The organism is Staphylococcus sp. 231237_7MaSpsaltlick (genome assembly GCF_043107035.1).
This window is the reverse complement of sequence record NZ_JBICNX010000020.1, coordinates 48181-62802: the sequence shown is the minus strand read 5'-3', so window position 1 is coordinate 62802 and position 14622 is coordinate 48181. Positions and strand designations below refer to the sequence as shown.

Genomic DNA, 14622 nt, shown 5'->3' with positions numbered 1-14622 from the left:
TCCGACTATAGTCCATTTACATTTAGTATAAAACATTGTATATTATCTAATGGTAAAGATGAATAAATAGTTATTGTTCGGGAATTAAGTAAAGTATAATAGATTTTACGTTGTAATAGAATGAAATAGTTATAAAAATCTTACCAATGTACAAGTGTTATATAAAAAATGTTAGGGGTTTGTTTTATTATGAAAATATTCGATTATGAAGATATCCAACTTATACCAAATAAATGTATTGTAGAAAGTCGTTCAGAATGTGACACAACGATTGAATTTGGTCCAAGAAGTTTTAAATTACCTGTTGTACCTGCAAATATGCAAACAGTCATGAATGAATCATTAGCAGAATGGTTTGCTAAAAATGATTATTTCTATATTATGCATCGTTTTGATGAAGCTGCACGTATTCCATTTATTAAAAGAATGCATGAACAACAACTATTTGCATCAATTTCTGTTGGTGTAAAAGCCGGCGAATTTGATTTTGTAAAGCAATTAGCTAGCGAAGAAATTATTCCTGAATATATTACAATCGATATTGCACACGGTCACTCAGAATCAGTGATTAAAATGATAAAACATATTAAAGCACATATTCCTCAGTCATTTGTAATTGCTGGTAACGTTGGTACGCCAGAAGGTGTTCGTGAATTAGAGAATGCAGGAGCAGATGCTACTAAAGTTGGTATTGGTCCAGGTAGAGTATGTATAACTAAAATCAAAACTGGATTTGGTACTGGCGGATGGCAACTTGCAGCTTTAAATCAATGCAGTAAAGCAGCTAGAAAACCAATCATAGCAGATGGTGGTATTAGAACTCATGGAGATATTGCAAAATCAATGAGATTTGGTGCTTCAATGGTAATGATAGGTTCATTATTTGCTGCACATGAAGAATCACCAGGTGAAACGGTTGAGTTAGATGGCAAGTTGTATAAAGAATATTTTGGTAGTGCATCTGAATTCCAAAAAGGTGAACATAAAAACGTTGAAGGTAAGAAAATGTTTGTTGAACATAAAGGTGCATTACTCGATACACTTATAGAAATGCAACAAGACTTACAAAGTTCAATCTCTTATGCAGGTGGTAAAGATATTAATTCATTAAGAAAAGTAGATTATGTAATCGTACGTAATTCAATTTTCAATGGAGATCGCGACTAAACTATAGTAGGTGTAAAAAATTAGAAAATTAATAGGATATATCGTTGTCATATTATTAATTGTATTAGTGATACCTGTTAAAGAATTTAAGCCGATCGTTGGATTTGAACAACAATTTAAGTCTAAAGTAGCCAGTTGGACTTCAGGAACAACGACATCAAATAAGCCATTAAAAGTACCTAGCAAACAAGCTTTTGCAGTAAATAATATTCAAATGAATATGGATAAGTCTACTGTTACTGAAAAGTTAGGGAAACCCAAACGTATAACCACTAATGAATATGGTACAAAATGGTACACTTACTATTCTGATGACTATAGATCGTTTGTAATGGTAAGTTATATTGATAATAAAGTAAACGGGCTGTACAGCAATCAAAACGTAATCTCATCAAAAAGCAAAATAAAATATGGAACACCAAAATCTACTGTTCGTGATAGATTAGGAACGCCGATAACTGAAATTAGAAAAGGTCATACAAATTATGAAATTAAAGATGACGAGTATGATACTTTCCATGATGATCAAATATATACAACAGCATTTTATGATAAACATAGTGATAATAATTTAACTGCCATATTGCAAGTGAGTGAGAGAATGGAATCACGATTGCAGCAACAATATGGAGCGCCGTCAGATGAATTAGCACACAGCTTTGAACTACAAAATTTTGATTTGGTAAATGCTGAAAGAGTACAACATGAACTGCCGACGCTAAAATATTCTGAAAGCATTTCTGATACAGCGAGAAAGCATAGTGAAGATATGGCTAATAAGAATTATTTTGATCATACTGACTTGGCAGGTAATTCACCATTTGATCGGTTAGAAGCAGATGGACATGATTTTAGTGCAGCAGGAGAAAACTTAGCATATGGTCAAACGAGCAGTATATATGCGCATCAAGGATTAATGAATTCACTCGGTCATCGGAAAAATATTCTGAAACGAGACTTCAATACACTTGGCGTAGGTGTTGAATTTAATAATAATAGACAACCATATTGGACAGAAAATTATACAGGATAATGTTTGATTTTCTTGTTTAAAGGGTATCCTTTAACTTGTAGAGGATGAGTTAGTTATGACAACAAAAAAAACAGATAAAACAGATGATATACTAGAAAAAATTAAAGAAGTCTTAGAGAAAAAAGACGAAAAATAAGAGGTTAAGCATCATGCTTAACCTCTTATTTTTATTGATATATATATATAACTGTAACCAATAGAAGTTATATATATCTACATTTCACGGAAAAGTCCGACCACTTTACCTAACACAGAAACTTGTTCTAAATATATTGGATCCATAGAACTGTTCTCAGGTTGTAAACGATAACGTGCTTTTTCTTTATAGAAACGTTTGACAGTTGCTTCATTTTCTTCGGTCATAGCAACGATAATATCACCGTTTTCTGCAATAGTTTGGCTACGAACAATTACTTTGTCTCCATCTAATATACCTGCTTCAATCATACTATCTCCAACGACATTTAAAATGAAGATATCACTATTATGAGTAGAAGTAAAATGCTCTGGAAGTGGAAAATATTCTTCGACATTTTCTACAGCAGTTATTGGAATACCTGCTGTAACTTTACCTATAACGGGAACATGAATTGTTTCTTCCATGTTCACAGGTTCGCCAATAGATTCACTTACTATTTCAATTGCTCTTGGCTTCGTTGGGTCTCGCTTAATATAGCCCTTTTCTTCAAGTCGTGATAGGTGTCCATGCACTGTAGAACTAGAAGCAAGGCCTACAGCTTCACCAATCTCTCTAACACTTGGAGGATAGCCTTTTGATTGAACAGTTTGCTTGATATATTCAAAAATTTCATTTTGTCGTTTCGTTAATTCTCTCATAATTTAGGCACTCCCTAGCTTTAATTTAGTTACATTATAGCATGGGCTAATAATTTTTACAAACGTTTGTTCGTTTTGCTATTGACTAAGAACAGATGTTCTGATAAATTGTTAATACAAACAAATGTTCTAGGAGTGGAAATTATGATTAAATTATATAAATCGCAAGTTAAGACGTATCTAATGGTATTAGTTGCTACAATGTTATTATGTACTATATTTATATTAACGGCACATCATAGTGATGGGACAGAACAAACGTACGAAATGACTGATCATAATGTTACTGAAAATATTAGTCAAGATAAAGAAAAAGCACAAAGTGATCATCAAGACAGCGAACAAAGCGAACATCAAGTTACACCACTTATAGCTGCCGTAAACTAATCAATTTATTTGGGATGAACAAGTTAATAGAATAAATGGGATAAAATAAGCGAAACTATTTAGTTTCGCTTATTTTTTTGTTATATTCTTTTATATTAATGATAACGGAGGTTTATTATGGGAAACATTGATGGCGTAGACTTGGATAGAATTAATGAGCTCGCAAAGAAGAAAAAGACAGAAGGCTTAACTCAAGCCGAAGCTAAAGAACAATCCAAACTAAGAAAAGCATACTTAGACTCATTTAGAGAGAAATTTAAACAACAATTAGAAAGCACACGAGTAATTGACCCTGAAGGTAATGACGTTACTCCAGAAAAAGTAAAAAATATTTTAGATTCAAAAAATAATCAAGACAAATAGCAATTCAATTTTTTGTTAATTTTCTGTTAAATCATGTATAATAAGAATTAAACTAGCTAGAAGAAAGGAAGTCATTTTAAGATGAATAATCAAAAAGATCAATTAGCGATAGATACAATTAGAGCTTTGAGTATCGACGCAGTTGAACAAGCAAACTCAGGTCACCCAGGTTTACCAATGGGCGCAGCACCAATGGCATATACGCTTTGGACTCGTCATTTAAACTTTAATCCCCAATCAAAAGATTTCTTTGACAGAGATCGATTTGTATTATCAGCCGGTCATGGCTCAGCTTTACTTTATAGTTTATTACATGTTTCTGGTAGTTTAGAATTGGAAGAATTAAAACAATTTAGACAATGGGGTTCAAAAACACCAGGTCATCCAGAATATAGACATACTGATGGTGTAGAAGTAACAACTGGCCCACTTGGACAAGGGTTTGCAATGTCAGTAGGTTTTGCAATGGCTGAGAAACATCTAGCAGGTAAGTTTAATAAAGAAGATGCTAAAGTTGTTGATCATTATACTTATGTACTTGCTTCAGATGGAGATTTAATGGAAGGTATTTCACATGAAGCTGCTTCATTAGCAGGTCACAATCAATTAGATAAATTAATAGTATTATATGATTCAAATGATATCTCATTAGATGGAGATTTAAACAAGGCTTTCTCTGAAGATGTTAAAGGTAGATTTGAAGCATATGGTTGGAAACATATCTTAGTTAAAGAAGGCAATGACATCGATGCAATTGATAAAGCAATCGAAGAAGCTAAAGCACAAGATGTTCCTACTATTATTGAAATAAAAACAATTATTGGTTATGGTTCACCTAATAAACAAGCAACACATGGTGTGCACGGTGCACCTTTAGGTGAAGATGAAAGAAAATTAACTTTCGAACAATATGGCTTAGACCCAGAACAACGTTTCAACGTACCTCAGGAAGTTTATGAAATATTCCAACAAAGTATGTTAAAACGTGCAAACGAAAAAGAAGAAGCTTGGGAAAAACTAGTTGAAGACTATACTTCTAAATATCCAGAATTAGCTGAAGAATTCAAATTAGCTATTAGTGGTAAGTTACCAGTGGACTACAAAGAAGCGTTACCTGAATTTGAAGCTGGACACAGCGGTGCGTCACGTGCTGATTCTGGTGAAGTTATTCAAGCAATTAGTAAATCAGTACCTTCATTCTTTGGTGGTTCAGCCGATTTAGCTGGTTCAAACAAATCTAATGTTAAAGATGCAAGTGACTTTAACAAAGAAACACCAGAAGGTAAAAATATTTGGTTCGGTGTACGTGAATTTGCAATGGGTGCTGCAGTTAATGGTATGGCAGCGCATGGTGGATTACATCCATACGGTGCAACGTTCTTCGTATTTAGTGACTACTTGAAACCAGCATTAAGATTATCATCAATCATGGGCTTAAATTCAACATTCATCTTTACACATGATTCAATTGCTGTAGGTGAAGATGGTCCAACACATGAACCAATTGAACAATTAGCAGGTTTACGTGCGATTCCTAACATGAACGTGATTCGTCCAGCAGATGGTAATGAAACACGTGTTGCTTGGGAAGTAGCATTAGAATCAGAAGGTACACCAACTTCATTAGTATTGACTCGTCAAAATCTTACTGCTATGGACCTTCCTAAAGAAACAGTTGAAGAAGGTGTACGTAAAGGTGGTTATGTAGTATTTGAGTCTGACAAAGACGCAGAATATTTATTATTAGCAACTGGTTCAGAAGTAAACTTAGCTATCGAAGCTGCTAAAGATCTAGAAGCACAAGGTAAAGGTGTACGTGTTGTTTCTATGCCAAACTGGAATGCATTTGATCAACAATCAGCTGAATATAAAGAGTCAGTATTACCAGCAGCAATCACTAAACGTGTTGCAATTGAAATGGGCTCTTCTCTAGGTTGGCATAAATATGTAGGTACTGAAGGTAAAGTCATTGGTATTGATGGCTTTGGTGCAAGTGCCCCTGGAGATTTAGTAGTTGAAAAATATGGCTTTACTAAAGAAAATGTTCTTAACCAAGTTCAATCACTTTAATAATTACTAAATTTGACAGTTAACACTAAGTGGTATGGGAGCTATTGTCCCATACCACTTTTTAGTTATTAGAGATGCTTATCCCATGTTTACAAATTGATTCTGTAATTGATATAATACTTTAGGTTAGGGCAATTATAAAATTCAGGTTCTCTTGAAATAGAGTACTAATTTTAGTAAAATGCATTAGGATAGGAAAGTGGGTGAAACAATGGTAACTTGGTTAGCAATTTTATTAATCGTGTTAGCACTTATACTTGGTTTAGTGGGTGGATTTTTCCTTGCAAGAAAATATATGATGGATTATCTTAAAAAGAACCCACCAATTAATGAAGAAATGCTACGTATGATGATGATGCAAATGGGTCAAAAACCATCTCAAAAGAAAATAAATCAAATGATGACAATGATGAATAAAAATCAAGAAGACGCTATGAAGAAAAAGAAATAGCGCGTCATTAAAGGGCTGATAGCTACTTACTCAAAGTAGTTATCAGCCCTTATTTTTGTCTGTGGTAGGGTTGTGGCAGGTTTTAATTTTTATTCTGAATAATTTTCTCTATATTCGTTATCTAGTAACGCAGAAATATTACTTTCGCTGTTCGGGTATAAATGTCCGTAGATGTTCGCTGTCGTCTACATATCTACGTGACCTAAATGTATAGATAGGGTTATACATACATACTTACATTTATCATTAATAGTCTTATGAATGAATACTTAATAAAAGCTATATATTATGTACTTATGACAGAAAGTATAAATGTAACAACAATAAGCACAATCATTTTAATATGTTATAAACAAATTGTTTTATGGAAAATCTGAAATGTTATCACGTTTATCATTTGAAACGTTTTTAATGAATTTATCATCTTCAAACAATAATCTATAGGAATAGTTTGAAATTATTGTATGCCAATTTGGAAATGTTTTTTAAATATTCAGAAAATATTTTGATTCAGAAAATCTTTTTGCTATAATGTTTAAACATAAGGGAGGTAGTAATAAGTGAAAGATGCCTATGAAATGGAAGATAAGGAAGTATTAGACCGTCTTGCCAATGTGCACATTAACTTTCCTGATGAGCAAGCATTCAAGAAATACCACAATGCTATGCAAATTCATGATATGAATTATTTAAGATTTACATTGAATAACGCATACTCTGCTTGTGACAATAAACAAGCATTGTAGATAAAAGCGATTTAAGTCTGAATGGACTTACATTTATTGCAAACCAAGTGCTTATAAAGCATTTGGTTTGTTTTTTTCGTGCTGAAAATGAGTCTTAAGTTATTTATATAGAAAATTAATGGGTATTTTAAACTATTTGGAATATGACAGAATTTTGAATTGAGATAAAACAACTGATAAAATCAAAATTTAATGATATACTGACCAAGTAATAAATCATCTTGTATAAACTTAAAGAAGGTGTCAACGTGTTATATTTAATCTTTTCTATTTTATTTGCATTTTTGATGGGAATTGCTGTCATTATAATCAGAATGAAAGCACAACAATTTCCAGTAAATGAAAAGAAAATTATATTACCGCCATTTTTTATGGCTACAGGAGCATTAATGTATGTAGTGCCCTATTTTAGACTGACAGGATTAGAAATTATTGAATGTATTGTGTTGGGCGTAGTATTTTCTACGATATTGATGTGGACTTCTAGATTTGAAACACATGGTAGTGAAATATATATGAAACGTTCCAAGGCTTTCCCAATTATACTTATATCATTGTTATTGGTTCGTACATTAATTAAGATATTTATTAGTAATAAGATTGATCCAGGTGAAATTGCAGGTATGTTTTTCTTATTAGCTTTTTGTATGATAGTTCCATGGCGCTTAGCGATGTTATATAAATATAGGAAAGTTAAACAAACACTAATTCAATAGTTCGTATGCCGTTTATCTCGTGGATAAACGGTTTTTTTATAGACTTGCGATAGCTTTCAAAATATATTATGATATATATACGAACAAACGTTCTTATAAGGGGTGTAAATATGAAGATTATACATACTGCTGACTGGCATCTTGGCAGAATAATCAATGGCAAATCATTATTAGAAGATCAAGCATATATATTAGAGCAATTTATCGATGAAATGGAGCAGCAGCAACCTGATGTCATCGTTATAGCGGGCGATTTATATGATACAAGCTATCCGAATAAAGAAGCGATATTGCTATTGGAACATACGATTAGACGACTTAATTTGGATATGGGAATCGCAGTTATTATGATAAGTGGTAATCACGATAGTAAAGAACGTTTGCATTATGGGTCAACTTGGTTTGAAAAATCAAATTTATTTATACGAACAAGTTTAGATAATATCAATAAACCAATTACTATAGCTAATGTTGATTTTTATACTTTGCCATTTGCAACAGTTAACGAAGTGCAGCAATTCTTTGATGACGATAGTCTGGAAACTCATCAACAATGCTTAGCAAAATCATTATCCTACATAAATCAATCACTAAATAAAGAGAAACTAAATATTTTAATTGGTCATTTAACAGTTCAAGGTGGTTTACGTTCTGAGTCAGAGCGTCCTTTAACTATTGGAACAGTTGAATCTGTTGAGGCTGATAGCTTTAAACAATTTGATAGAGTGTTGTTAGGACATTTACATCATCCTTTTAGTATTGAATCGGATTACATAAGTTATAGCGGTTCATTATTACAATATTCATTTTCAGAGGTGAATCAACCTAAAGGTTACAAGTGTCTTGAAATTATTGACGGTGCAATTGTAAAAGAACAATTTATAAAAATGCAGCCATTAAGAAAGTTAGAAGTAGTAAGTGGTGATTATGAAGATGCTATACAAGAAAGGTTAAATGTTAATAATAAAGATAATTATTTACATTTTAAATTAAAGCACATGTCTCATGTAAATGATCCGATGATGCATTTAAAGCAGGTTTACCCTAATACTTTAGCATTAACGAATGAAACATTTGACTTCAATACGCCGCTTTATGAAAGAAATGAAGAGATACAAAAGTTAAATGATGAGGAAATCATCTCTCGATTTTACGAATATATAACTGATGAGGGGTTAACTGAAACACAAAATACTAAACTTGAAGCAGTATTAAATGACATGCTTGAAGGGGGTTCAACAAAATGAGACCATTGACATTAAAATTAAATAATTTCGGTCCTTTTTTGCAAGAAACCATTGATTTTGATAATGTTCGTAACAATCAATTGTTTTTAATTAGTGGAAAGACTGGTTCTGGTAAGACAATGATCTTTGATGCTATGGTATATGCTTTATTTGGTGAGGCATCAACAAATGATAGACAAGAAGGCGATTTAAGAAGTCACTTTGCAGATGGTAAGTCACCCATGTCTGTAGAATTTGAATTTAAATTGAAGAAAGCAAAGTTTAAAATAGTGAGACAAGGCGCATTTGTCAAAGAAGGTAATAAAAATAAAACCCTTGGTCAATTAGCTGTCTATCAGTTAGAAGATGATGTATATTCATTGAGAGAAAGTAAGATTATCCAAGGGAATAATTTTATTAAAGAATTGTTAGGTGTGAATGCTGAACAGTTTAGACAGTTATTTATTTTACCTCAAGGTGAATTTAAGCGATTCTTACTTTCAAGAAGTAAAGAAAAGCAATCAATTTTAAGGACACTATTTAACAGTGAACGCTTTGAACAAATTCAAAAAAGATTGATAGATGAGGTCTCAGAAGTTCGAACTTTAATTGAGAAACGATACAATAGTTTGGAAAATAATTGGCAAGATATTAATGCATTTGAAGACGATCTATTGAATCAATATAAATTAATTAACTCTAGACAAACAAATAGAATACTTGAAGTGCTTCCTGAATTTACTGATAAAGGCCAGTCAATACAACAAGGACTTATAGAGGTTAAAGCAAAGCAGGAATCAGCAGTTCAAACAATTAAGGACAATTTAGAGTTAAATTTAAAATTAGAAAAAGATCTAGCTATGTTAGATCAAAAACAACAAGAATTAGAAAATCTTAAACAAAGGCAACAAGATATTTCGGAAAAAACACAATTATTAAATGATTTAAATGAAGTAAAGCCACTAGTTAATTTAATTGAATCACAAGAAAAACAACATAGTAAAAAAGAACAATTACTTAAAAATATCGATGATAAATCAATATTGATTGCTAAAATACAAGACCGTTTAGATAAACAACAAGACGATTTATCTAATTATAAAAATGGTCAACCTGAAATAGATAGTAAAAGAAAATTTTTAGAAAAATGTAGTCTGTTTTATGAAAAGAAAGACAAATACCAACAAGCATATACTCAGTTAACAGAAGCGACAGTGGCACTGGAACGCATTATTGAACAACATCAACATAAACAAGAAGAAGTTGCAACTTTAATTGAACAATTGAATCATCGTAAACCGAATTATGCAAAGGTAGATACTATATCTACATCAATATTTGAACTTAATATGAAAATAAAGGAATTAAAGAATAATGAAATGCATAAATTAGAATACGATAGATTAGTTGCTAAAAAAGAAAGTTATGCACAACAATTGAAGGAAAAACAAAGTGAAATTAAAGAATTGGAACAAGCATTTCAACAAATCGACAAAACGAATTTAGATTTAAATAATAAACAAGAGCTTATTGCAACTATTCAAGCTGCCGTTCAATCTGGTGATACGTGTCCGGTTTGTGGTAAAGAGGTAGACAGTCTAGAACAACATATTGATTTTGATGAATTAACAAACAGACATCAGAAGTTAGCTGATATTGAGCAAGAAAAATCACAACAAATTGAATTACGAATAAAGTTAGAAAGTGATTTAAATGCCATTGAGGAGCAATTGAGCAAATATGATAAAGCTGCATTAGAGGATACGGATTATAAATCTTTAGAGAAAAAATTGTATGCAAAACAACAAGATAAAGTTACATTAGTAGAAGAAAATAAACAAATTGAACAAATTCAAGATCAACTATCAAAAGCACAAGAACGTTTGCATCATTTAGAATTAGAGCAAAAATCCATTAAACATCAAGTTGAAACACATGAAATTGCAATTAATGATTTCGAAGTAACGACACAATATAATAATGTGGAAGATTTTGTAACAATCTATAAAGAAAATTTAGATAGTGTAAATGCACATGATGTGCGTGTTAAAGATTTAGAATCAAGAATCCAACAAGACAAGACGAATTTAACATTAGAAACTAATAATAAATCCTACATGCAACAAAGTATGAATGAATTAAATGATGAAATTAATACATTAGATAACAAAATCAATGAAGAAATGGCAAAGTTTGGTTTTTCAACGTTCAATGAAGTGCAAGAAAAGATATCCAAAATACCTGAAAAAGAACAATTAGAGGTTGAAATTGAACAATATAATAAAGCTAAACAAAGTTTAGAATTAGCAATTGCAGAGTTTAGTTCAATGACTCGTGATAAAGAATTGCAAGATATAGATCGTCTTCGTGAACAATATGAAAATGAGCAGCAAAAGTTTGACTTGGTTGCAAGTGAATTGAGTAAACATGAATATAAAATGGAATTTAATGTACAGAAAATCAATGAAATTGAAAAGATTATAAATCAATTAGAAGAAGAATTAAAAGAGCAACAAGAAATATTCCAACTATCTGAAATATTATCTGGACAAAATAATTTGAAATTAACTTTAGAGAATTATGTACTCATTCATTATTTGGAAAGAATATTAGCGCAAGCAAATCAGCGTCTATCACTAATGACAGGCCAACGTTATCGTCTATCAAGAAGGCAACAGGTATCGAAAGGTTATAGTGGTTTAGAAATTGAAGTGTTTGATACGTATTCAAATCAAACTAGACACATTACTTCATTATCTGGTGGAGAAACATTCCAGGCATCCTTAGCACTAGCGCTTGGATTAAGTGAAGTTGTTCAAGAAGAATCAGGTGGTATTACGTTAGAATCAATGTTTGTAGATGAAGGTTTTGGTACTTTGGATCAAGAAACATTAGAAACAGCACTTGATACTTTAATGAGTTTAAAATCAACGGGACGTATGGTTGGAATTATTTCGCATGTTAGTGAATTGAAGCAACGTATTCCACTTATATTAGAAGTGCAATCAGACAATTATCAAAGTATTACGAAATTTAAACAACAATAATAATTATCATAAAATTAAATTAATATTGAAACGTGGCGAACCTTTTGTAATGCTTCACCAATGGTTTGCTTATTTCATAAATAAAACACCCCAGTAAATGCGCTGTATAGCATTTACTGGGGTGTTTGCTAGAAACATTGCTCTAGACTTGTACATAAACTTCACATTTATAAGAAGTCTATGTAGTAGCAAAATATAAATTAATTTTTTTCACGTAATAGATCACGGATTTCAGTAAGCAATACTGTGTTTTCTTCGATTTCTTCCTCTTCTTCTTTTCTCATCAATGTATTTGCAATTTTCACGAAAATGAATAAAGCAAAAGCAATAATAATGAAGTCGATGATAGATTGAACGAACATACCGTATTTAATACCCATGAATGACCAACTTTTAGCAAAATCAATTGTACCAAAGATTAAACCAATTAACGGCATAATAATGTATGTAACTAAAGCGGTAACGATTTTATTGAATGCTGCTCCCATAACTACGGCAACTGCTAAATCTAGTACATTTCCTTTTAAAGCAAACTCTTTAAATTCTTTTAACATTTTATTAACCTCACTTATTTTTTAAAACATAAAAATTATTATACAAGATAAATTTAAAATAGAACATACTTTTTTTAGTTGAATTTGATAATAATACATGTGTTTGTTATTCTAATAAATGATGAAACTAATGTGGATTTATTATGTTGTTTAAAATTCTACATTAGTTTTTGCAATTAAATATGACTAGAAAGGGAGTAATTATTTATGAATTCTTCTGAAAAACATGCAAATGGTAGGAAGATTTCTCCGGTTTTTATCTATAGTGCTATAATTGTCGCAATTGTTGTACTTATTGGTGCGATTTTACCAGAACAGTTTGATACAATTACGAACAATATTAAACTATGGATAACTGAAAAACTTGGTTGGTACTACTTAATTCTTACAACGTTTATCGTCTTCTTTTGTATCTTCTTAATTTTCAGCCCAATCGGGAAATTGAAATTAGGAAAGCCAAATGATAAACCAGAATTCAACACTGTATCTTGGTTTGCGATGTTATTCAGTGCTGGGATGGGAATTGGTCTTGTATTCTATGGTGCTGCTGAACCTATGGCAGACTTTGCATCACCACCAAATGCAGATCCAAAAACAACAGCAGCTTACACTGAAGCATTGCGTTCTACATTCTTCCACTGGGGATTCCATGCATGGGCTATTTATGGTGTAGTTGCCTTAGCCTTAGCATATGCTCAGTTTAGAAAAGGTGAGGCAGGACTTATTTCAAGAACATTGCGTCCTTTATTAGGGAACAAAGTAGAAGGTCCGATTGGGACAATCATTGATGTATTAGCCGTGTTTGCAACGGTTGTCGGTGTTGCCGTATCTTTAGGAATGGGTGCACTACAAATCAATGGCGGACTTAACTACTTATTTGGAATTCCAAATAATGTTTGGGTTCAAGCAATTATTATTGTTGTTGTAACAATTTTATTTATAATGAGTGCTTGGTCAGGATTAAGTAAAGGTATTCAATATTTAAGTAATTTAAATATTTCGCTAGGTGCAATCTTGATGATTGCTGTGTTAATCATTGGACCAACTGTACTTATTTTGAATATGATGACAAGTTCAACAGGTAGTTTGTTGAATTCATTCTTATTAAATACATTTGATACAGCTGCACAAAATCCACAAAAACGTGAATGGATGTCTAGCTGGACACTTTACTATTGGGGTTGGTGGTTAAGCTGGAGCCCATTCGTAGGTATATTCATAGCACGTGTATCAAAAGGACGTTCAATTAGAGAATTTATTGCTGGTGTATTATTAGTGCCAGCATTAGTAAGTTTTGTTTGGTTCAGTGTGTTTGGTGTATTAGGTATTGAAACTGGTAAGAAACACCCTGAATTATTCAAGATGACTGCGGAAACACAATTGTTTGGTGTGTTTAACCATATTCCATTGGGAATGGTATTATCTATAATTGCTTTAGTATTAATAGCATCATTCTTTATCACATCAGCCGATTCAGCAACATTTGTACTAGGTATGCAAACAACTTATGGTTCGTTAGAGCCTTCTAATGTTGTAAAAGTGACTTGGGGAATTGCGCAATCACTGATTGCATTTGTATTATTATTCGCTGGTGGTGGCGACGGTGCTAAAGCACTAAACGCAATTCAAAGTGCTGCTATTATAAGTGCCTTGCCATTCTCCTTTGTAGTAATTATGATGATGATTTCATTCTATAAGGATGCAAATAAAGAACGTAAATTCTTAGGATTGACGTTGACACCTAATAAACACCGTCTTCAAGAATATGTTCAACATCAACAAGATGATTTTGAAGACGATATTATACATCGTCGTAGCTCTATTAGAGAACAAGAAAAATCTGAACAATAATTTATATTAATTTAATTTTCCCTCATTTTAAATTGTTATAAATAGCGGGCATTAATTGTTACGCATTTATAACCTTTTAAATGGGGGATTTTAATTTTTGAATATACATACTTATTAAAAAATCAAGGACGAAGCTTCTGAAGAAAAATGATAATGATTCTCAATTGATAAAAA

At 31.8% G+C, this 14622-nt stretch carries 13 protein-coding genes; 11 read left to right on the top strand and 2 right to left on the bottom strand.

Annotated features, from left to right (window positions below; all coding sequences use genetic code 11):
* Positions 1-189 precede the first annotated feature (189 nt).
* Positions 190-1167 (top strand): GMP reductase, encoded by a 978-nt coding sequence (gene guaC, locus ACF91D_RS24315; protein WP_042738784.1) that lies wholly within the window; start codon positions 190-192, stop codon positions 1165-1167.
* Positions 1168-1234: 67 nt separating this feature from the next.
* Positions 1235-2200 (top strand): CAP domain-containing protein, encoded by a 966-nt coding sequence (locus ACF91D_RS24310; RefSeq protein ID WP_371130057.1) that lies wholly within the window; start codon positions 1235-1237, stop codon positions 2198-2200.
* 213 nt (positions 2201-2413) lie between these two features.
* On the opposite strand, the gene lexA is transcribed toward ACF91D_RS24310, so the two are convergent.
* Positions 2414-3037, bottom strand: coding sequence for a transcriptional repressor LexA (lexA, locus tag ACF91D_RS24305; RefSeq protein ID WP_042738782.1), 624 nt, complete (start codon positions 3035-3037; stop codon positions 2414-2416).
* A gap of 144 nt (positions 3038-3181) precedes the next feature.
* Between lexA and sosA the strand changes: the two genes are divergently transcribed.
* The 8 genes from sosA (at position 3182) to sbcC (ending at position 12043) form a co-directional block, all read left to right on the top strand.
* Entirely contained in the window at positions 3182-3424 is a 243-nt protein-coding gene (gene sosA / locus ACF91D_RS24300) for a DNA damage-induced cell division inhibitor SosA (RefSeq protein ID WP_107527928.1), read from the top strand.
* A gap of 117 nt (positions 3425-3541) precedes the next feature.
* The gene (locus ACF91D_RS24295; protein WP_042738780.1) at positions 3542-3787 is read left to right on the top strand and encodes a DUF896 domain-containing protein; all 246 of its coding nucleotides are present in this window, start codon (positions 3542-3544) and stop codon (positions 3785-3787) included.
* An 81-nt stretch (positions 3788-3868) separates the two neighbouring features.
* Entirely contained in the window at positions 3869-5857 is a 1989-nt protein-coding gene (gene tkt, locus ACF91D_RS24290; RefSeq protein ID WP_042738779.1) for a transketolase, read from the top strand.
* Between the two features lie 211 nt (positions 5858-6068).
* A complete protein-coding gene (locus tag ACF91D_RS24285) occupies positions 6069-6308 on the top strand; it encodes a YneF family protein (RefSeq protein WP_042738778.1) in 240 nt (79 codons plus the stop codon).
* Positions 6309-6868: 560 nt separating this feature from the next.
* Positions 6869-7054 (top strand): hypothetical protein, encoded by a 186-nt coding sequence (locus ACF91D_RS24280; protein WP_042738777.1) that lies wholly within the window; start codon positions 6869-6871, stop codon positions 7052-7054.
* A gap of 248 nt (positions 7055-7302) precedes the next feature.
* Complete coding sequence (locus ACF91D_RS24275) at positions 7303-7770, top strand: CcdC family protein (protein ID WP_042738776.1); 468 nt, start codon at positions 7303-7305, stop codon at positions 7768-7770.
* Positions 7771-7880: 110 nt separating this feature from the next.
* The gene (sbcD, locus tag ACF91D_RS24270) at positions 7881-9017 is read left to right on the top strand and encodes an exonuclease subunit SbcD (protein WP_107527990.1); all 1137 of its coding nucleotides are present in this window, start codon (positions 7881-7883) and stop codon (positions 9015-9017) included.
* A complete protein-coding gene (sbcC, locus tag ACF91D_RS24265) occupies positions 9014-12043 on the top strand; it encodes an exonuclease subunit SbcC (protein ID WP_232161376.1) in 3030 nt (1009 codons plus the stop codon). The genes sbcD and sbcC overlap by 4 nt, the downstream gene beginning before the upstream one ends.
* 200 nt (positions 12044-12243) lie before the next feature.
* Here sbcC and mscL read toward each other — a convergent pair whose 3' ends face one another.
* On the bottom strand, positions 12244-12597 hold the full coding sequence (mscL, locus tag ACF91D_RS24260; protein WP_107528013.1) for a large conductance mechanosensitive channel protein MscL: 354 nt from the start codon (positions 12595-12597) through the stop codon (positions 12244-12246).
* A gap of 207 nt (positions 12598-12804) precedes the next feature.
* Between mscL and ACF91D_RS24255 the strand changes: the two genes are divergently transcribed.
* The gene (locus tag ACF91D_RS24255) at positions 12805-14448 is read left to right on the top strand and encodes a glycine betaine uptake BCCT transporter (protein WP_042738772.1); all 1644 of its coding nucleotides are present in this window, start codon (positions 12805-12807) and stop codon (positions 14446-14448) included.
* Positions 14449-14622 lie beyond the last annotated feature (174 nt).

Excerpts from the sequence above, each read along its gene's own strand:
- guaC (WP_042738784.1), top strand. The coding sequence starts at position 190 with ATGAAAATATTCGATTATGAAGATATCCAACTTATACCAAATAAATGT.
- lexA (WP_042738782.1), bottom strand. The coding sequence starts at position 3,037 with ATGAGAGAATTAACGAAACGACAAAATGAAATTTTTGAATATATCAAG.
- sosA (WP_107527928.1), top strand. The coding sequence starts at position 3,182 with ATGATTAAATTATATAAATCGCAAGTTAAGACGTATCTAATGGTATTA.
- ACF91D_RS24295 (WP_042738780.1), top strand. The coding sequence starts at position 3,542 with ATGGGAAACATTGATGGCGTAGACTTGGATAGAATTAATGAGCTCGCA.
- tkt (WP_042738779.1), top strand. The coding sequence starts at position 3,869 with ATGAATAATCAAAAAGATCAATTAGCGATAGATACAATTAGAGCTTTG.
- ACF91D_RS24285 (WP_042738778.1), top strand. The coding sequence starts at position 6,069 with ATGGTAACTTGGTTAGCAATTTTATTAATCGTGTTAGCACTTATACTT.
- sbcD (WP_107527990.1), top strand. The coding sequence starts at position 7,881 with ATGAAGATTATACATACTGCTGACTGGCATCTTGGCAGAATAATCAAT.
- sbcC (WP_232161376.1), top strand. The coding sequence starts at position 9,014 with ATGAGACCATTGACATTAAAATTAAATAATTTCGGTCCTTTTTTGCAA.
- mscL (WP_107528013.1), bottom strand. The coding sequence starts at position 12,597 with ATGTTAAAAGAATTTAAAGAGTTTGCTTTAAAAGGAAATGTACTAGAT.
- ACF91D_RS24255 (WP_042738772.1), top strand. The coding sequence starts at position 12,805 with ATGAATTCTTCTGAAAAACATGCAAATGGTAGGAAGATTTCTCCGGTT.